Here is an 18456-nt window from a genome sequence, read left to right as displayed (position 1 = left end):
GTCAGCCCTGTATGTCGGGCGCGTACGTGCCGAAGCTCCAGATGTTGCCCTCGGCGTCCCGGGCCATGTAGTCCCGGGAGCCGTAGTCCTGGTCCGTCGGGGGCATCAGGATCTCCGCGCCGTGCTCCACGGCCCGCCGGTGGTGGGCGTCGACGTCGTCCACGACGACGTACACCCCGGCCGGGCCCGCGTCCTTCATCGCGGCGTCGAAGACACCGCCGCGGCCCTTCGAGCCCAGCATCACCGCGCCGTTGCCCTGCGCCAGCTCGGCGTGGAGGACGAGGCCGTCCTCACCCTCGTACACGGACAGCTCGGTGAATCCGAAGGCCTCCGTGAGCTGCCGGATCGCCGCCTTCGCGTCCCGGTACAGCACCGTCGGACAGATGCTCGGACGCCCGCCGCTCGTCCCCGCCATGCCGATCACTCCCTTGTGATCCCCGCCGGAAATGTCATCCACTGCCCAGTCTGGCAGCCCCCACCGACAACGCCCCTCGCACGCAGTCGCGGAGGAGCGCGGGGTGATCGAACACCCGAACCCCGGAAAACTGGTTGCACGGCACCGTTAGACTGGCCCCCATGGCCATTCTCCTCGCGCATTAGACGGCGGGAACGTCCTCAGCCGCCCATCCCGCCAACGACCCCGCACTGGAGTCTGTCCGTGATCTCCGCCTCCGGCATCGAGCTGCGCGCCGGTGCCCGCATCCTCATCGAGAACGCCTCCTTCCGTGTCGCCAAGGGTGACCGCATCGGCCTGGTCGGCCGCAACGGTGCCGGGAAGACCACCCTGACCAAGGTCCTGGCCGGCGAGGGCATCCCGGCCGGCGGCACCGTCACCCGTTCAGGCGAGGTCGGCTACCTCCCGCAGGACCCCCGCACCGGCGACCTCGACGTCCTCGCCCGCGACCGGATCCTCTCCGCGCGCGGCCTGGACGTCCTGATCCGCAAGATGCGCGACAACGAACAGCGGATCGCCAACGGCCAGGGCGCCACCCGAGAGAAGGCCCTGAGGCAGTACGAGCGCCAGGAGACGGAGTTCCTCACCAAGGGCGGGTACGCCGCCGAGGCCGAGGCCGCCACCATCGCCGCCGCGCTCAACCTGCCCGACCGCGTCCTCGGGCAGCCCCTGCACACGCTCTCCGGCGGTCAGCGCCGCCGTGTCGAACTGGCCCGCATCCTGTTCTCCGACGCGGACACCCTGCTGCTGGACGAGCCGACGAACCACCTCGACGCCGACTCGATCATCTGGCTGCGCGACTACCTCAAGACCTACCGCGGCGGCTTCATCGTCATCTCCCACGACGTCGACCTGGTCGAGACGGTCGTCAACAAGGTGTTCTACCTGGACGCCAACCGCTCCCAGATCGACGTCTACAACATGGGCTGGAAGCTGTACCAGCAGCAGCGCGAGGCCGACGAGAAGCGCCGCAAGCGCGAGCGCGCCAACGCGGAGAAGAAGGCCGCCGCGCTGCATTCGCAGGCCGACAAGATGCGCGCCAAGGCCACCAAGACGGTCGCCGCGCAGAACATGGCCCGCCGCGCCGACAAGCTGCTCGCCGGCCTGGAGGCGGTCCGTCAGTCCGACAAGGTCGCCAAGCTCCGTTTCCCCGAGCCCGCGCCCTGCGGCAAGACCCCGCTGATGGCCGAGGGCCTGTCGAAGTCCTACGGCTCGCTGGAGATCTTCACCGACGTCGACCTGGCCATCGACAAGGGCTCCCGGGTCGTCATCCTCGGCCTGAACGGCGCCGGCAAGACCACCCTGCTGCGGCTGCTGGCGGGCGTGGAGCAGCCCGACACCGGCGCGGTCGTCCCCGGCCACGGCCTCAAGCTCGGCTACTACGCCCAGGAGCACGAGACCCTGGACGCGGACCGCACGGTCCTGGAGAACATGCGCTCCGCCGCCCCCGACATGGACCTCGTGGAGGTCCGCAAGGTGCTCGGTTCGTTCCTGTTCTCCGGCGACGACGTCGACAAGCCGGCCGGTGTCCTGTCCGGCGGCGAGAAGACCCGGCTCGCCCTCGCCACCCTGGTGGTCTCCTCGGCCAACGTGCTGCTGCTCGACGAGCCCACCAACAACCTCGACCCGGCCAGCCGCGAGGAGATCCTGGGCGCGCTGCGCACCTACAAGGGCGCGGTCGTCCTGGTCACCCACGACGAGGGCGCCGTCGAGGCGCTGCAGCCCGAGCGGATCATCCTGCTGCCGGACGGCGTCGAGGACCTGTGGGGTTCCGACTACGCGGATCTTGTCGCCCTGGCTTGATCGAATGCGTGATCCACGGTGTATGGATCATTCCGCCTACCGGTGATCCATCATCTGTGTGAGATCTCCTCGTATCGAGGTGTGTCCTACACCGATTCTGCGGCCGATCCCTTGTCGACAAGGGATCGGCCGTCGTGCGTCTCTGACCTGGTACTTCGCGAAAGAACCCGTTCGGCCCCACGAACATCACCGCGTGGAATGACAGGTTCCACTTGTGGGGGCGCGCTCCTGTCGTCACAACCCTGTCGCACGGACCTTGCCGAATGGGTGGCCATCACGCCCCGGAGGGGTGATCATGAGGAGACCAGAGCGCACTTCCCATGAGGAGGCACGGGTGGCCGAGACTCTGAAGAAGGGCAGCCGGGTGACCGGCGCCGCGCGCGACAAGCTCGCGGCAGACCTGAAGAAGAAGTACGACTCCGGTGCGAGCATCCGGGCACTGGCCGAGGAAACCGGCCGCTCGTATGGCTTCGTACACCGGATGCTCAGCGAGTCGGGCGTCACGCTCCGTGGGCGTGGTGGCGCGACGCGGGGCAAGAAGGCCGCCTCGTCCTGATCCCGGGCGGCCCACCGGCTTCGATGGTGGCCACCCGGTCGATCTCCTGCCGGGCCCTTGAGGGACCCGGGGGACTCCCAGATCGGCCGGGTGGTTACTGTGCAGTCACTTGGCATCGCTAGCAGCTCTGCTCTGCTGACCGCACTCATCGGAGGCGCCCCATGGCTTCGCCCGACCAGGAACTCGCTCCCCTGCTGGACAAGGACGGCGTACGGCTCACCGTCGACGACGCGCTCGCCACGGTGACGCTGACCAACCCGGCCAAGCGCAACGCGCAGAGCCCCGCGATGTGGCGCGCGCTCGCCGAAGCCGGGCGGCACCTGCCGGGCTCCGTCCGGGTCGTCGTGCTGCGCGGCGAGGGCAAGTCCTTCTCCGCCGGCCTCGACCGGCAGATGTTCACGCCCGAGGGGATCGAGGGCGAGCCGTCCTTCATCGACCTCGCGCGCAGCGGTGACACCGAACTCGACGCTGCCATCGCGGAGTTCCAGGAGGGCTTCACCTGGTGGCGACGGAACGACCTCGTCTCCATCGCCGCCGTCCAGGGCCACGCCATCGGTGCGGGCTTCCAGCTCGCGCTCGCCTGTGACCTGCGCGTCGTCGCCGACGATGTGCAGTTCGCCATGCGCGAGACCAGCCTCGGCCTTGTACCGGACCTCACCGGCACGCACCCCCTCGTCTCCCTGGTCGGCTACGGCCGCGCCGCCGAGATCTGCCTGACCGGCCGCTTCGTCCACGCCGAGGAGGCGGTGAGCTCCGGGCTCGCCAACATCGCGGTGCCCGTGGCCGAACTGGACGCCACGGTCCGTGAACTGGCCGCGGCGATCCTCGCCGCGCCCCGGGACGCCGTCGTCGAGACCAAGGCGCTGCTGCGCGGCGCGGGCGACCGTTCCTACGACGAGCAGCGGGCCGCCGAGCGCGCCGCCCAGGCACGACGCCTGCGCGACCTCGCCGGCGTGGGCGAATAGCGTTCAGCCCACCGCCGTCACCAGCACCGTCACCGTCGGCTGATCCCGCAACGCCTCCGACACCACGCCGCGGACCTCCCGGGCCACGTCCAGCGCCCGGTGGTCCGCGGCCACCGCGATCTCCACGCGCGCGTGCCGACGCGGCAGGGCGGCGGTCCCGTCCTGCCGCTCCTCGACACGGGCCGCCCGCCCGAGCACATCGGTCAGCCCCGTCACGCCGGGCACGGAGAGAGCCGCCGCGGCCGCGCGCCCCTCGTCGCCCTCCGGCACCGCCCTGGAGGGCCGCGGAGCGCGCACCTCCCGCGGCTCCTCCCCGGCGCCTTCCTCCAGGAGCGCGGTCACCCGCAGGTCCACCTCCGCCACCACCAGCCCCAGCCGCTCCGCCGCGGCCGTCGCCAGGGCCGTCCGCAGCCGGGCCGCCGTCGTCGGCAACGGCTCGGAGGCCGCCGCCGCGAAGTCCGCCGTCACCCGCAGCGGTCCCGGCGGCAGCGCGCTCGGCGGAGGCGGTACGACCGGCTCGTACACGGTGTCCGGATCGGCCACCGCGATGCGCACCTGCCCCAGCCGCACCCCCGGCATCCCCCGCACCGCCCGCCGCAGTACCGCATCCGCCGCATGCTCCGCGATCCACGCACCGTCCCGCGGCCCGCCCAGGGGCAGCAGCCTGCCCAGACCCAGTTGCTCGCGCACCGCACGCGTCCATCTGTCCGCCGTCATTCCTCCAGCCTGCCGCATCCCTGGGGCGCCGCGCGGCAACCGCGCTTACGGTGGTCCAAGGAGGACGACCGAAAAGGACGTACGGCGATGAGTGAGACAACGGAGCAGAACCGGACACAGATCCCCGACAGCGGCTCCGAGGCCGTGCAGACCCGCAGGACCGCCCGTCGCGGCGGCGGAGACCCCGCCTCCCGAGGGCGCACCACGATCGCCGACGGCGTCGTGGAGAAGATCGCCGGACTGGCGGCCCGGGACGTCATGGGCGTCCATGCGATGGGCAGCGGCATCAGCCGCACCTTCGGCGCCGTGCGCGACCGGGTGCCCGGCGGGTCGAAGTCGGTGACGCGGGGCGTCAAGGCCGAGGTCGGCGAGGTGCAGACCGCGCTGGACCTCGAGATCGTCGTCGACTACGGAGTGTCGATCACCGACGTCTCGGGGGACGTGCGCGAGAACGTCATCGCGGCCGTGGAGCGGATGACCGGTCTCGAGGTGGTCGAGGTCAACATCGCGGTGAGCGACGTCAAGCTGCTCGAGGAAGAGGACGAGGAGCCGGAGTCCCGGCTCCAGTGACGTGCCGGCAACCGGACAACCGGACCGCTGAGGGGAGTGCACCGTGAACATGGCCGTGGTCGGCATGATCGCCGGCGTGGCACTGGGCTTCGCCGGATACTTCGGGGGGTTCGGGGCCTTCCTGCTGGTGGCGGCCCTGGGCGCCGTCGGGTTCGTCGTCGGCCGGTTCCTCGAGGGGGACCTGGAGCCCGGCGACTTCTTCCGTACGCGTGAGAACAGACGTCGGTGACGTACGTGAGTGAGGGGACCGGTGGGCTCGGCACCGGGCCGACCGGGGTCCCGCCGGGCGAGCGGGGCGCGACCCGGATCGCCGACCGGGTCGTGGCGAAGATCGCCGCCCAGGCGGCACGCGAGGCCGTCGGCCCGCTGCCGCCCGGGGCCGCCCACCCGCACGCCACCGTCGCCGTCCACCACGACGTCGCCCGCATCAGCGTCCATCTGGAACTCGACTACCCGACCGACATCGGCCCGCGCTGTCACGCGGTGCGTCGTCATGTCACCGAGCGGGTAGGCGCGTTGGTGGGCATGAAGGTCCCGGAGGTCGCCGTCCGGGTCGAACGGCTGCACCCGACGGCGGCACACGGCGCGGTACACGGGAGGACGCGATGAGCGAGCCCCGGAGCTCCGAGGGCACCACACAAAGACTGCCGGTCCTGGAGAAGGCTCTGGATTCCGAGGACGTACCGGAGACCCGGGCGGCCCCCGCGGCGAGCAGTGGCCGCTTCTGGTCGACGCGCCGCGTCCCGGCGGCCGTGGTCGCGTTCCTGCTCATGGGCCTGGCGGGCGCCTTCCTCTACGACATCGCCGCCGTCCGCGCCCACCGGCCCGCCCTGTACGCCCGCCGAGAACTGGCCCGGCAGCTCGCCGAACGGCCCCTGGACGACATCTGGGTGCTCGTCGGCGCGGGCGTCGCCGCCGCCCTCGGTCTGTGGCTGCTAGCCCTCGCCCTCACCCCGGGCCTGCGCGACCTCCTGCCGATGCACCGCAGCCACCCCGACGTCCGCGCCGGCCTCCACCGGGGCGCCGCCGCGCTGGTGCTGCGCGACCGGGCCCTGGAGGTCGCCGGTGTGCAGTCGGTACGGGTGCGCACCGGCCGCCGCCGGGCCGACGTCCGCGCGGTCTCCCACTTCCGCGACGTGGACGACGTCCGCGCCGACCTCGACGCCGTGCTCGGCGACGCGGTCCGCGGCCTGGGCCTGGCCCGCCCGCCCGCGCTGTCGGTGCGCGTGCGCCGGCCCGGACGGAAGGGGTGAGGGCGGTGCTCAGGACGGTCAACCGTGTGGCACTGGGGCTCGTGGGGCTCGTCCTGGCCGTTGTCGGCGGCGCGGTGCTGGCTGTCGGCCTCGGCGCCTCCCCGCCCTCCTGGTGGATCCACGACGGCCCGCACGACGTCCTGCTCACCACCGCCGAACGCACCCGCTGGCGGGCCGAGACCTGGTGGTGGCCGGTGGTCCTCGCCGTCCTCACCCTCCTCGTCCTGCTCGCCCTGTGGTGGCTGGTCGCGAACCTGCGCCGCCGCCGGCTCCACGAGGTCCTCGTCGACACCGGCGACGGCGCGGGAGCCCTGCTGAGAGGCCGGGCCCTGGAGCACGTGCTGGCCGCCGACGCGGCCCGCCTGGACGGCGTGGCGCAGGCGCACGCCCACCTGACGGGCCGCAGGGACGCCCCCGACGCCCGTGTGCGGCTCGTGCTGGAGCCCCATGTGAACCCGGCGGACGCCCTGCACCACCTGACGGCCGAGTCCCTGGCCCACGCGAGGGACTCGGCGGCCCTGAAGGCCCTCCCGGCGAAGGTCCGGCTGAGGACGGCCAGGCACCGGGCGGAGAGGGTCGGTCGGCTGAGGACGGCCAGGCACCGGGCGGAGAGGGTCGGCTGAGGCCGGTCCCGGTCCGTCAGAAGCCGTGCCGCATCCCGCCGTCGACCGGAATCATGATCCCGGTCAGGTAGGAAGCGGCCGGCGACAGGAGGAAGGCCGCCGTCCGCCCGAACTCCTCCGGCGTCCCGTACCGCCGCAACGGGATCCGCGCCTCGTTCGCGGCCCGGGTGGCCTCCGGATCGGCCGACAACCCGTCCAGCTCACGCACCCGGTCCGTGTCGATCCGCGCCGGCAGCAGTCCCACGACCCGGATGCCCCGCGGCCCCAGCTCGTCCGCGAGGGACTTCGCGAACCCCGCGAGCCCCGGACGCAGCCCGTTCGAGATGGTCAGCCCGGGAATCGGCTCGTGCACCGACCCGGACAGCACGAACCCGATGACACCCCCGGCCTCCAACCCGGCCGCGGCCGCCCGCGCGAGCCGCACCGCGCCCAGGAACACCGACTCGAACGCCGACTGCCACTGCTCGTCGGTGTTGTCGGCGACGAACCCCGGCGGCGGTCCGCCCACGCTGACGAGGATGCCGTCGAACCCGCCGAAGTGCTCGCGCGCGGCCGCGATCAGCCGTGCGGGTGCCTCCGGGTCGGCGTTGTCCACGGCGACCCCGACGGCGTTCGGCCCCAGCTCCTTCGCCGCGTCGGCGGTGCGCTGCGCGTCCCGTCCGGTGACGACCACCTTCGCGCCGTCCGCGACCAGCTCGCGCGCGGCGGCGTTGCCGAGACCGCGCGTGGCCCCGGTGACGACGTACACCCGGTCCTTCAGTCCAAGATCCATGGCCCTATCCTGCCTCCTCGCCGTCGAACAGGGTGAGGGCGGTGTTGACCAGGCCGATGTGGCTGAACGCCTGCGGGAAGTTGCCGAGGTGGCGGCCGGTCACCGGGTCGTACTCCTCCGCCAGGAGGCCGACGTCGTTGGCGAGCCCGCACAGCCGCTCGAACAGCTCGCGTGCCTCCTTCGTGCGGCCCGTCATGTGCAGCGCGTCGGCGAGCCAGAACGAACACGCCAGGAACGTGCCCTCGCCGCCCGGCAGACCGTCGACCGCGGTGTCGTCGGTGCTGTACCGGCGTACCAGCCCGCCGTGGCCGAGCTCCGCGCGGACCGCGTCCACGGTGCCGACCACGCGCGGGTCGTCCGGCGGCAGGAAGCCGACGCGGGGGATCAGCAGCAGGGAGGCGTCCAGGTCGCGGGAGCCGTAGTACTGGGTGAAGGTGTTGCGCTCCGGGTCGTAGCCCTTCTCGCACACCTCGCGGTGGACCTCGTCGCGCAGCGCCCGCCAGGCCTCCAGGTCGCCGCGCAGCTTGGGGTAGTGCTCCATGGCGCGGACGGCCCGGTCGGCCGCCACCCACACCATCACCTTGGAGTGCACGAACTGGCGGCGTCCGCCGCGCACCTCCCACAGCCCCTCGTCCGGCTGCCGCCAGTGCTCGCCCAGCCACTTCATCAGCGCGCGCTGCAGCGACCACATGTGCGGCCTGGGCGACATGCCGACGGTGCGGGCCAGCGACAGCGAGTCCATGACCTCGCCGTAGACGTCCAGTTGCAGCTGGTCCACGGCGCCGTTGCCGATGCGTACCGGCGTGGATCCCAGGTAACCGGACAGCCAGGGCAGTTCGCACTCGGGCAGCCGCCGCTCACCCGCCAGCCCGTACATGATCTGCAGGTCCGCCGGGTCGCCCGCGACGGCGCGCAGCAGCCAGTTGCGCCAGGCCTCCGCCTCCTCCTGGTATCCGGCCGCGAGCAGCGCGCCGAGGGTGAGGGTGGAGTCCCGCAGCCAGCAGTAGCGGTAGTCCCAGTTGCGCACCCCGCCGATCTCCTCGGGCAGGGAGGTGGTGAGCGCGGCGACGATCCCGCCGGTCGGCACGTAGGTGAGGGCCTTGAGCGTGATCAGGGAGCGCAGGACGGCGTCCCGGTGGGGTCCTCGGTAGCAGCAGCGGGCCGACCACGCCTGCCAGTCCTCGACGCTGCCCCGCAGCGCCTCGTACGGGTCGACGAGCGGTGGGCGCGGGTGGTGCGAGGGGTGCCAGGTCATCACCAACGCGACCGACTCGCCCGCGGCGACGGTGAACTCCGAGTGCGTGCTGAAGTCCTCACCCCAGGTACGCACGTCCGGTTCGCTGCGGAACCAGACCGCGTCCGGTCCGGCGATCGCCACCCGGTGCCCGTCGACCCGGCGCATCCAGGGGACGACCCAGCCGTAGTCGAAGCGCAGCCGCAGCGTGCTGCGGACGGTGACCCGGCCGCGCAGGCCCTCCACGATGCGTACGACGTCCGGGGCCCGGTCGCGCTGCGGCATCAGGTCGGTGACGCGGATGGCGCCCTCGTCCGTCTCCCACACGGTGTCCAGGACGAGGGTGCCGGGGCGGTAGGCGCGGCGCGTGCAGGGGCCGCGCACGCCCTTGGGCGCGATCCGCCAGTGGCCGTTGTCCTCGGTGCCGAGGAGGCGGGCGAAGCAGGCTGCGGAGTCGAAGCGGGGCAGGCACAGCCAGTCGACGGAGCCGTCCAGGCCGACCAGGGCGGCGGTCTGTTCGTCGCCGATGAGGGCGTAGTCCTCGATACGGGGGTGCACGGGGTGCGGGTTCCCGGTGGGAGCGGGGGGCAATCAGGGCCGCGGCCGCGGGAGTGGCGCAGGCCCACCGCGCCGTCGACGCCCGAGGAGACACGCCGGTCCCGGCTCGCGGCCCGCCGCGAGGACCGGCCGCCGCGCGCGGGACGCGAGGGGCACCGGCGGAGCCGCCGCCGGCCGGGAGGCGCGTACCCGTGCCGCGGGCGGGCCCCGCAGCCGTCCCGCCACACCGTCGCCGGGCTACACCGTCGCCGGTTGGGACCGCTCCGTCTCCTGGCGCGCCGCCTCCGCCCGGTCGCGCCGCTCGCGGCGGGCCAGGATCACCCATCCGACGGGCACGCACGCGGAGAACAGCCACCACTGGACGGCGTACGCGTAGTTCAGCGCGGCGTCCTCGTCGCCGGGCCTGCCGATCAGCTCCGGGGTGTCGCCCCTGGGCTCGGGGGCGGTCTGCGCGACGTAGCCGCCGAGCACCTGGGCGCCGAGCCGCTCGGCCTGCTGCTCACTGTTGATGAGCATGACCTGCCGGTCCGGCAGTCCCTGGAGGTTCTTGATGCCGCTGGCGGCGGTCGTCTCGTCGGGCATCAGCCGGCCGGTGACGGTGATCCGGCCCGCGGGTGGCGCGGGGACCTCGGGGAAGGCGGTCTGGCTCGGGCCGTCGGCGGGGATCCAGCCGCGGTTGACCAGCAGCACCTTGCCGTCCGTCAGGACGAACGGGGTCAGGACGTGGAAGCCGACCTCCTCGTCGGCGTTGACCCGCCGCCTGACGACGACTTCCCGGTCGGTGTCGAAGTGGCCGGTGGCGGTCACCCTGCGGTACCGCTCGCCGCTGGTGACGGTGTGTCCCGGGGAGGTCAGCCGCTCCACCGGCACGGGCTCGGCGGTGAGCGCTTCGGAGACCAGCTGGTTCCGGGCGGTGCGCTCCTCGTAGCGGTGCATCTGCCAGAAGCCCAGCCTGATCATCGTGGGGATGAGGAGGAGGGCGACCAGCGTGAGGATCACCCACTGCCGGGACAACAGGAAGCGGTACACCCCACGACGGTACCTCTCGGGCCGTGGGGTGCCTCCGGCAGGGTGCGCTCAGACGCGGTCGACGATGCCCACCTTCCCCTCCGCCCGCGCGCAGTGGGCGCCGCAGTACCAGTGACCCTCGACCTCGACGCCCTGGCCGATGATCTGCACGCGACAGTGCTCGCAGATGGGGGCCATGCGGTGGATCGCGCAGGAGAAGCAGTCGAAGACGTGCACGGCGCCCTGCGCGTGCACCTCGAAGGTCATTCCGTAGTCATTGCCACAAACTTCGCATCTCGCCATGCGCCACAGGGTGAGTGGTCGCCGTGGCGCGGGCGAGCGGGCGCCGGGCGAGTCGCGCGGCAATCACCCGTACGTACGGGTCACCGGCCCGCGGACGTCACCTCTCCCGCCGCGCGCGTCGTTCCTCCGGCACCGTGGGTGTCGCGTCCCCCGTGGCGCGCGTCACGCCCCCTGTGGTGGGTGTCGCGTCCCTCGTGGCGCGTGTCACGCTTCCTGCGGTGGGGTCGCGTCCCCCGCCGCGTGTGTCGTGCCTCCCGTCGTCGGTGTCGCGTCCCCCGCCGCGGGCTCCACGTCCCGCAGCAGCTGCCCGAAGGCGGCCTCGTCGACGACCGGCGTCCCGAACTGCCGCGCCTTGACCACCTTGGACGTGCCCGAGTCGGGATCGTTGGTGACCAGCAGGCTGGTCAGCCGCGACAGGCTCGTCGCCACGTGCAGCCCCGCCTCGGTCGCCCGGTCCTCCAGCAGATCGCGCTCGACCGAGGTGTCGCCCGAGAAGGCCACCCGCATGCCCTGCTTGAGCCTTTTGCCCTCTTCGTACCGTCCGGGATTGGGATACGGGCACGCGGGCCTCTTCCGGGACGGGCGCCAACTGCTGGGCCGGTAGCCGCCGCCGTATCCGCCGGAACCGCCCGCCTGCTGCCCGATCCGGGGGAGGGGGCGGTCCTGCCACTCCGTCAGCGGACGGCACTCGTGCAGCGGCAGCCGTACGCCGCCCGCCGCCGCGGCCCGCAGGCTCGGCCGGAACGCCTCCGCCAGCACGCGCGCGTCGTCGAGCGCGTGGTGCGCACGCCGCTGGACGACGCCGAAGTGGGCGGCCAGCGACTCCAGCTTGTGGTTGGGCAGCGGCAGGCGCAGCTCCTTGGAGAGCGCGATGGTGCACAGCCGATGCTTGACCGGGGCCTCTCGCTCCGCGCGCGCGTACTCCCGCGCGATCATCTGCCAGTCGAAGACGGCGTTGTGCGCCACGAGCACCCGGTCCGCGAGCCGGGCCGCGAACTCCTCGGCGACCTCCCGGAACAGGGGCGCGCCCTCCAGTGCCTCGCTCGTCAGACCGTGGATCCACACCGGACCCGGGTCGCGCTCCGGGTTGACCAGCGTGTACCAGTGGTCCTCGACCTCACCGCGCGCGTCCAGCCGGTAGACGGCGGCGGAGATGATCCGGTCGTCGCGGGCCAGGCCGGTGGTCTCCACGTCAACGACCGCGTATCCCTGGGGATACGCGGCCGGCCACTCCATCGGGGAGGACACGGTGGGCATACGGTCTTCGAGCATGGTCCCTGAGGATACGGGCCGCCACTGACACGCAGCGCACACCTCCCGGTACCGCACCGGCACGGCCACACGCGCGTGCGGGACGAAGGCGGACGGAAGGTGCCCGAGGCGTACGACAGTTCGGCAGCGCCGTGGACCGGCGCCGGACCGAGCAGGGTGCGGGGCCGCGCGGCCCACCCGTACGGGCGGGCACCGTCAACCCAGCGCCGCGACCAGGTCCCCGGCTGCCAGCGGCGTCAGGCCGCACCCGTCGACCGGGCCGGGCAGCAGCCGGTACACCTCTCCGGTGGCGCGCTCCGGTGCCACGCCGCCGTGCACCAGTGCGAGCAACACGCGCTTCTTGGCGGCGGCTTCGGCGGCCAGCTCGTCGGCGGGGGCGCCGCCGGTCTCCGGCCGCTCGCGTCGCTCGGGTGCGTCCAGCGCACGCACGCGTGCCGCGAACGCCGTGTCGGTCTCGCCGTCCCGCCGCACGTAGTGCCACAGCTCGTCGCCGACGCCCGGCCGCGGCGCGCGCCGTACCACGGCCACCTCGTCCGCGCGGGCGGCGGCGTGCCACACCGCGAGGTCCCACAGCGTCGTACGGCCGGAGGCGAAGTACTGGTGCAGGTCCCGGCCGGCCCGGCCCAGGTCGGCGGCGTGCCGGTGCACGCTGTGGTAGCCCTCGGCGGCCGACAGGTGCAGGTCCGTCCACAGGAACGTGCGGTGGCGCAGGTCCACCACGAGCGGGACGTGGACACGGGAGTCGCCGACCAGGTCGTAGCGCTGGCGCACGGTGCGCGGGTCGTACGACGCGTCCTGTGCCTCCTCTGCGGCCGAGGGGAGCGTCATGAAGCCCGCGAAGGCGTCCAGGAGCCGCTCGAACGGGATGTCGTTGAAGCTGAAGACGACGGGCAGCGCGTACCGCACGCCGAGGTCGCCGAGCGAGGTGAGGTCCAGGTCGACGTACTCGGTCGCACCCTGGGGTGCGGGGGCCGACGTCAGGTCGCCGGAGTGCACCGCCCACCGGTCGCCGTACACGAGGTTGGTGTAGTCGCACAGGTCGACGAACTCCCAGTTCTCGTCGTACAGCGCCACCGACAGGTCGAGGTCGACGCGGGTCTTCGCGGGCTGCGTCCAGTGCAGGAACAGCCGCATGACCTCGCCGTCGGGAAGCGGCTGCGTGCTGCCGCGCGGCACCGCGACCAGGGACTTGGTGTCGGCGCGTTCGGTGGCCGGCACCGCGAGGCCGGTGAGCGCCGAGTCCAGCACGGCCAGTTCCACGCGCGGCGCGGCGGCCAGCCGGCGCACCGCCTCCGCCTCCAGCAGCGCGCACACCTCGCGCGTCACCGCCGGCGACAGCGGGGCGCGCGTGTCGTCGAGGGTGTACGCGTGCGTGACCTGGCCGCGCGGGAAGAACACCCGTCGCTCAGAAGGCAGGTGACGGATCCGCAGCCGCCCGAGCGCGGCCAGCAGCGGCGCCGGACCGGCCTGGGGCAAGGCCCGCCGCAGCACGTCCGCGAAGCCTTCCGGCAGGACGTCGAGCTCGCGCAGCCGCAGCAGGTGGTCGAGGCGGCGCAGCAGCTCACCGGGGCGCCCGGCCAGCAGCGCGAGGGCGCCCTCGGTGTCCTTCTCGGCCAGCGCCTGCTCGACGCGGGCACTCCAGGTGACGGCACGCAGCCGGCCGCCGTCGACGCGTACGGCGTCGGGGTGGGTGGCGGCGGTCCGCAGGAGGGCCTCGCCGAGCGCCGCCCCCGGGGTGCCCGCGCCGCCCCCGGCCGCCGGAGAGACGTCCGTCCCGCGCAGTACCGCGAAGGCCAGCGCGGCCTTCGGATGCCGGGCGAACCGCTCGTGCGGATGCAGGATCTCCGCGGCGCGCTTCCACAGGACCGGATGCCGCAGTACGTCCTCCACCAGCGACGGCGCCGGCAGCCCGTCGAGCACGGCGAGCAGCCGGCGGCGCAGCGCGCGCGGCAGCGACCGCATCCGCGGCGGATCGATCAGGTCGGCCTCGCCCCCGGACCACACGCACAGCAGCCGCAGCACGTCCGTCGCGGTCGTGAGATGCTCGTCGATCAACTCCAGTGCGTCGGCACGGCGTTCACGTACGCGCAGCATCCGGCCCAGTACCAGCGCCTTCGTCTCCCGCACCGGGATCTCCCGCGGGAACCACGCCACCCCCGCGGGCGCGTGGGCCAGCAGCACCGCCAGGTCCTCCCGGTCCCGCGGGGGCAGCGGCGTGCGCCGGGCCAGCAGCGTCCGCAGCGCCGTCACGGCGTCGGCGCGCGCGTCCCGGCCGAGCGCGAGCAGCTTCAGCGGCCCCACGGACACCTCGCGCGCGTGCCGCGGATGCGCCGGCTTCAGGAACGGATCGGCGGGGTCCACACGGCGGTGGCAGAGGGGGCAGCCCGAGTAGTCGGCGCCGTCCCAGCACTCCCGGCACACCAGATGCGCGCACGGCGACACCGCGTGCACGCTGCCGACCGTGCCGCACAGCACGCACGGCTGTTTCGGCCACTGCAACAGCAGCGTGAAGACGCGGTCGATCCACAGCTGGAACGTGTCGTCGGGCACCGAGGCCGGGAAGCTGCGGAACAGCGGCATGTGCGTGCGGTCGGCGCCCAGTTCGGCGTCGATGTGCGCGATCAGCTGCCGCCCGGCGTCGGCCAGCCCGGCGGGCCCCAGCCACGCCAGCGCCGCCCGCAACTGCGCGTTCGGTGCGAACCCCCGATCCAGCAGCTCGGCTTCGAGCGCGACGAGCCCCTCGTCCGTCGACGGGTCGCCCGGCCGTGGCCCGGCCTGGTCGACGTAGACGGTACGGAGACGGCGGAGCAGCACGGACGCGAGTACGGACAAGCGGAAATCCCCCGGAACGCGTGGAGAGCCCCGAAGCCGTCGGGGCGAAAGGCCGGTCGAGAAGCCGGTCGAACGACCGGCTGAGACGGGGGCGGAGAGTGGGCGCGCTACGGATTCATAGGAAGTGAAGAAGGAAGCACGCGGCGGAGCCGCCCCCGTTGGCATGACTGTAGGACAGTCGGGAAAAGACCCGCCACTGTTTTTTCTGCCGGGACGCGTACGCGTGCGGGAGCGGTGGCGGGGCCCGTGTCGATGACTGTTCTCCTTCACCCGCCCGGCGGGGCGGGGCGTTGAGGGGGCGGGGCATCGGGGCCTCCCCGGCCCCTGGTGGTCGGTCCGGTGCGATCACCGCGCCCCGCTTCTCGGCCCCTGCCGGCCACCCCTCCTGCGTCGCCGCCATCAGCAGGACCGCCGTGTCGGTCTCGACGGCCGGCGCCGCGGGCCCAGTCGGCGCCGGCCTCCGGGCAATCGTTGCGACCGGCCGCCGCGCAACGGCGCCCTCCGGGCCGCCCTGTTGGCCGGGATCACCAAGAAGCAAGCGCGTACCGTCGGTAATACTTGTCAGTAACAACGTCTAGCCGCAGCCCACCAGCGGTTCTACGGTGCCCCCATGCCGAACCTGCCCGATGTCGTGCTGTGGTCGATACCCGCCTTCGTGCTGCTCACCGTGGTCGAGATGATCAGTGTGCGCCTCCATCCCGATGAGGAGGCGGCCGGTTACGAGGCCAAGGACGCGGCCACCAGCATCGGCATGGGGCTCGGAAGCCTCGGCTTCGACTTCCTCTGGAAGATCCCGATCGTCGCGATCTACACCGCGCTGTACGAACTGACCCCGCTGCGGGTCCCCGTCCTGTGGTGGACGATCCCGCTGATGCTGCTCGCGCAGGACTTCTTCTACTACTGGTCGCACCGCGGCCATCACGTCATCCGCATCCTGTGGGCCTGTCACGTGGTCCACCACTCCAGCGAGAAGTTCAACCTCACCACAGCCCTGCGCCAGCCCTGGACCTCCCTGACCGTCTGGCCGTTCTACGTCCCCCTCGTCGCCGCCGGCGTACACCCGGCCGCGCTCGCCTTCTGCTCCTCCGCGAACCTCGTCTACCAGTTCTGGATCCACACCGAGCGCATCGACAAGATGCCCCGCTGGTTCGAGTTCGTGTTCAACACGCCCTCCCACCACCGCGTCCACCACGCCTCCCAGGGCGGCTACCTGGACCGCAACTTCGGCGGCATCCTCATCGTCTGGGACCGGCTCTTCGGGTCGTTCGTGCCGGAGGTCGAGCGGCCCGTCTACGGGTTGACGAAGAACATCAACACGTTCAACCCGATCAAGGTGGCCACCCATGAGTACGTCGCCATCGCCAAGGACCTGAGGGCGGCCCGCAGCTGGCGCGAGCGCGCGGGACGCGTGTTCGGCGGACCTGGCTGGCAGGCGGCGCCCGCCACCACGACCCCCTCCGCCGCTACGACCGACCCCGCCATCACGACCGCCTCCGCCACCACGACCGACCCCGCCACCACGACCGACCCCGCCACCACGACCACTCCCACCGGTCCCGCGACCACCTCGAAGTCCTCCTCCGCGTCGGTCGAGGAGACCACGCCCGCGTGACCCGCTCCCGTCTCCTCCTCGCCGCCTTCGCCGTCGCCACCGCCGCGGACCTGGTCAGCCTCGCGGTCGGTTTCGGGACCGGCCACCTGGTCGCCAAGCCCCTGCTGATGCCCTTGCTCGCCGCCTGGGCCGCCGTAGGCGGCGCGCCCCGGCTGCTCGTCGCCGCCCTCCTGTGCGGCTGGGGCGGCGACACCCTGCTCCTCTTCGACGCCGACCCCGCCTTCCTCGCCGGCATGGCCTCCTTCGCCGCCGGCCACGTCTGCTACCTCGTCCTCTTCCGCGGACACGGACGCGGACACAGGCCTCCACGCGCGTGTGCCGGCCTCCTCGCCCCCTGCTACGCCACCGCCCTGATCGCCACGGTCGTCCTGCTGTGGCCGGACCTCCCGGCGGACCTCCGCGTCCCCGTCGCCTGCTACAGCACCCTGCTCACGGCCATGGCGTACACCGCCGCCACCCGGCTCGGCCTCGTCGCCGGGCTCGGCGGCGCGCTGTTCCTGCTCTCCGACACCCTCATCGCGACCGGCGTCGCCGACTGGCCGCAGCCCCCGCGTCCCGACTTCTGGATCATGCTCACGTACGCCGCCGCACAGGTCCTGCTGGCCCGCGGCGCCCTCGAAGCGAGCCCCGCGCCGACGACGGCGTACGGTGAGGTGCCCTCGACCACCCGCTGAGCGCACCCAGCAGAGCAGAGAGAAGGACCCTCGTCATGCGTGCCACCACCATCCACGCCCCGTTCGACATGCGCGTGGAGGACGTTCCCGACCCCGTGGTACAACTGCCCACCGACGCGGTGGTCCGGGTGGTGCGCGCCTGCATCTGCGGCAGCGACCTGTGGGCGTACCGCGGTGAGGCGGCCCGGCAGCCGGGGCAGCGGATCGGACACGAGTTCCTCGGAATGGTGGAGGAGACCGGCTCCGACGTGCGCACCGTGCGCCGCGGCGACCTGGTCGTCGCGCCCTTCATGTGGTCCGACGGCGTCTGCGACTACTGCCGCGAGGGTCTCACCACCTCCTGCGAGCACGGCGGCTTCTGGGGCTCCGTCGGCTACGACGGCGGCCAGGGCGAGGCGGTGCGCGTGCCCTTCGCCGACGGCACCCTCGTCCAGTTGCCCAAGGAGGCGGCCTCCGACGACCACCTGCTGTCCGCGCTGCTGACCCTCTCCGACGTGATGGGCACCGGTCACCACGCGGCCCTCGGCGCGGGGGCCCGCCCGGGCGCCACGGTCGCCGTCGTCGGCGACGGAGCCGTCGGCCTGTGCGCGGTCCTCGCCGCCAGGCGACTGGGCGCCGAACGGATCATCGCGCTCGGTCGCCACCAGGCCCGCACCGACCTGGCGCGCCGCTTCGGCGCCACCGACGTCGTCGCCGAGCGCGGGGAGGCCGCCGTCGAGGCCGTCCGCGCCCTCACCCGGGGCCGGGGCGCGCACGCCGTCGTCGAGGCGGTCGGCACCGAGCAGTCCATGCGGACGGCCGTCAACATCACGCGCGACGGCGGCGCCATCGGCTTCGTCGGCGTGCCGCACGGCAGCGGCACGGGGCTCGACCTCGGCGTCATGTTCGACCGCAACATCGCGCTGCGCGGCGGAGTCGCCCCGGTCCGCGCCTACATACCCGAGCTGCTGCCCGACGTCCTGGACGGCACCATCGACCCCTCGCCCGTTTTTGACATGACCGTCGGCATCGAGGACGTACCGGAGGGCTACAAGGCGATGGACGAGCGCGTCGCCCTCAAGGTCATGGTCACCGACTGAGGCACTGACCGGGGTCGCACGGGAGGACTACGACGTCCTGGGTCGGGGGTACGACGGTCCCGGGTCGGGGGTACGACGAGGTCCCGGGTCGGGAGGACGACGACGTCCCGGGTCGGGGGACGGCTCCGCCCGTCCGGCGCGCCGCCTGCGTCCGTCGGCGTGCCGCCTACG

19 protein-coding genes are annotated in these 18456 nt (G+C 72.9%); 11 read left to right on the top strand and 8 right to left on the bottom strand.

The annotated features are described in order from the left end of the window. Position 1: 1 nt before the first annotated feature. A complete protein-coding gene (locus ACIBBD_RS21640; RefSeq protein ID WP_399421093.1) occupies positions 2 to 415 on the bottom strand; it encodes a VOC family protein in 414 nt (137 codons plus the stop codon). 243 nt (positions 416 to 658) lie between these two features. Here ACIBBD_RS21640 and ACIBBD_RS21635 point away from each other — a divergent pair, with 243 nt between their 5' ends. The 3 genes from ACIBBD_RS21635 (at position 659) to ACIBBD_RS21625 (ending at position 3778) form a co-directional block, all read left to right on the top strand. Beyond that, positions 659 to 2257, top strand: coding sequence for an ABC-F family ATP-binding cassette domain-containing protein (locus ACIBBD_RS21635; protein ID WP_399421092.1), 1599 nt, complete (start codon positions 659 to 661; stop codon positions 2255 to 2257). Between the two features lie 334 nt (positions 2258 to 2591). Then, on the top strand, positions 2592 to 2813 hold the full coding sequence (locus ACIBBD_RS21630; RefSeq protein ID WP_004002281.1) for a helix-turn-helix domain-containing protein: 222 nt from the start codon (positions 2592 to 2594) through the stop codon (positions 2811 to 2813). 161 nt (positions 2814 to 2974) lie between these two features. After that, positions 2975 to 3778 carry an enoyl-CoA hydratase/isomerase family protein gene (locus ACIBBD_RS21625; RefSeq protein ID WP_399421091.1) on the top strand — a complete coding sequence of 268 codons (804 nt, stop codon included), beginning with the start codon at positions 2975 to 2977 and terminating at the stop codon, positions 3776 to 3778. A gap of 3 nt (positions 3779 to 3781) precedes the next feature. On the opposite strand, the gene ACIBBD_RS21620 is transcribed toward ACIBBD_RS21625, so the two are convergent. Beyond that, the gene (locus tag ACIBBD_RS21620) at positions 3782 to 4495 is read right to left on the bottom strand and encodes a nucleopolyhedrovirus P10 family protein (RefSeq protein WP_399421090.1); all 714 of its coding nucleotides are present in this window, start codon (positions 4493 to 4495) and stop codon (positions 3782 to 3784) included. Positions 4496 to 4582: 87 nt separating this feature from the next. Between ACIBBD_RS21620 and ACIBBD_RS21615 the strand changes: the two genes are divergently transcribed. The 5 genes from ACIBBD_RS21615 to amaP are packed head-to-tail and all read left to right on the top strand — an operon-like array spanning position 4583 to position 6941. After that, the gene (locus ACIBBD_RS21615; RefSeq protein WP_399421089.1) at positions 4583 to 5065 is read left to right on the top strand and encodes an Asp23/Gls24 family envelope stress response protein; all 483 of its coding nucleotides are present in this window, start codon (positions 4583 to 4585) and stop codon (positions 5063 to 5065) included. 43 nt (positions 5066 to 5108) lie between these two features. Further along, on the top strand, positions 5109 to 5294 hold the full coding sequence (locus tag ACIBBD_RS21610; RefSeq protein WP_399421088.1) for a hypothetical protein: 186 nt from the start codon (positions 5109 to 5111) through the stop codon (positions 5292 to 5294). Further along, on the top strand, positions 5291 to 5674 hold the full coding sequence (locus tag ACIBBD_RS21605; protein ID WP_399421087.1) for an Asp23/Gls24 family envelope stress response protein: 384 nt from the start codon (positions 5291 to 5293) through the stop codon (positions 5672 to 5674). Before ACIBBD_RS21610 ends, ACIBBD_RS21605 begins: the two co-directional genes overlap by 4 nt. Next, a complete protein-coding gene (locus ACIBBD_RS21600) occupies positions 5671 to 6318 on the top strand; it encodes a DUF6286 domain-containing protein (RefSeq protein ID WP_399421086.1) in 648 nt (215 codons plus the stop codon). The genes ACIBBD_RS21605 and ACIBBD_RS21600 overlap by 4 nt, the downstream gene beginning before the upstream one ends. After that, entirely contained in the window at positions 6315 to 6941 is a 627-nt protein-coding gene (amaP, locus tag ACIBBD_RS21595; protein ID WP_399421085.1) for an alkaline shock response membrane anchor protein AmaP, read from the top strand. Before ACIBBD_RS21600 ends, amaP begins: the two co-directional genes overlap by 4 nt. A 16-nt stretch (positions 6942 to 6957) precedes the next feature. On the opposite strand, the gene ACIBBD_RS21590 is transcribed toward amaP, so the two are convergent. The 6 genes from ACIBBD_RS21590 to ACIBBD_RS21565 all read right to left on the bottom strand — a co-directional run bounded on the left by ACIBBD_RS21590 (position 6958) and on the right by ACIBBD_RS21565 (position 14920). After that, positions 6958 to 7713: an SDR family oxidoreductase gene (locus ACIBBD_RS21590; protein ID WP_399421084.1), complete on the bottom strand. Its 756-nt coding sequence runs from the start codon at positions 7711 to 7713 to the stop codon at positions 6958 to 6960. 4 nt (positions 7714 to 7717) lie between these two features. Beyond that, the gene (locus ACIBBD_RS21585; protein WP_399421083.1) at positions 7718 to 9505 is read right to left on the bottom strand and encodes a glycoside hydrolase family 15 protein; all 1788 of its coding nucleotides are present in this window, start codon (positions 9503 to 9505) and stop codon (positions 7718 to 7720) included. A 237-nt stretch (positions 9506 to 9742) separates the two neighbouring features. After that, a complete protein-coding gene (locus ACIBBD_RS21580; protein ID WP_399421082.1) occupies positions 9743 to 10534 on the bottom strand; it encodes an SURF1 family protein in 792 nt (263 codons plus the stop codon). Positions 10535 to 10582: 48 nt separating this feature from the next. Further along, positions 10583 to 10816 carry a hypothetical protein gene (locus tag ACIBBD_RS21575; protein WP_398863515.1) on the bottom strand — a complete coding sequence of 78 codons (234 nt, stop codon included), beginning with the start codon at positions 10814 to 10816 and terminating at the stop codon, positions 10583 to 10585. A gap of 204 nt (positions 10817 to 11020) precedes the next feature. Next, entirely contained in the window at positions 11021 to 12088 is a 1068-nt protein-coding gene (locus ACIBBD_RS21570; protein ID WP_399421081.1) for a DEDDh family exonuclease, read from the bottom strand. A 195-nt stretch (positions 12089 to 12283) separates the two neighbouring features. After that, entirely contained in the window at positions 12284 to 14920 is a 2637-nt protein-coding gene (locus ACIBBD_RS21565; RefSeq protein WP_399421080.1) for an MXAN_6230/SCO0854 family RING domain-containing protein, read from the bottom strand. Positions 14921 to 15530: 610 nt separating this feature from the next. Here ACIBBD_RS21565 and ACIBBD_RS21560 point away from each other — a divergent pair. From ACIBBD_RS21560 to ACIBBD_RS21550, 3 genes are read left to right on the top strand one after another with little or no spacing between them, the layout of a single operon-like run. Beyond that, positions 15531 to 16532 carry a sterol desaturase family protein gene (locus tag ACIBBD_RS21560; RefSeq protein ID WP_399421079.1) on the top strand — a complete coding sequence of 334 codons (1002 nt, stop codon included), beginning with the start codon at positions 15531 to 15533 and terminating at the stop codon, positions 16530 to 16532. Beyond that, positions 16529 to 17206, top strand: coding sequence for a lysoplasmalogenase (locus ACIBBD_RS21555; protein ID WP_399421078.1), 678 nt, complete (start codon positions 16529 to 16531; stop codon positions 17204 to 17206). Before ACIBBD_RS21560 ends, ACIBBD_RS21555 begins: the two co-directional genes overlap by 4 nt. Positions 17207 to 17241: 35 nt before the next feature. Beyond that, positions 17242 to 18285 carry a zinc-dependent alcohol dehydrogenase family protein gene (locus tag ACIBBD_RS21550; RefSeq protein ID WP_399421077.1) on the top strand — a complete coding sequence of 348 codons (1044 nt, stop codon included), beginning with the start codon at positions 17242 to 17244 and terminating at the stop codon, positions 18283 to 18285. The last annotated feature ends 171 nt before the right edge of the window (positions 18286 to 18456 follow it).

It is taken from the genome of Streptomyces sp. NPDC051315, assembly GCF_044455165.1.
Taxonomy (GTDB): Bacteria; Actinomycetota; Actinomycetes; order Streptomycetales; family Streptomycetaceae; genus Streptomyces.
This window is presented reverse-complemented; position numbering and strand designations above follow the sequence as displayed.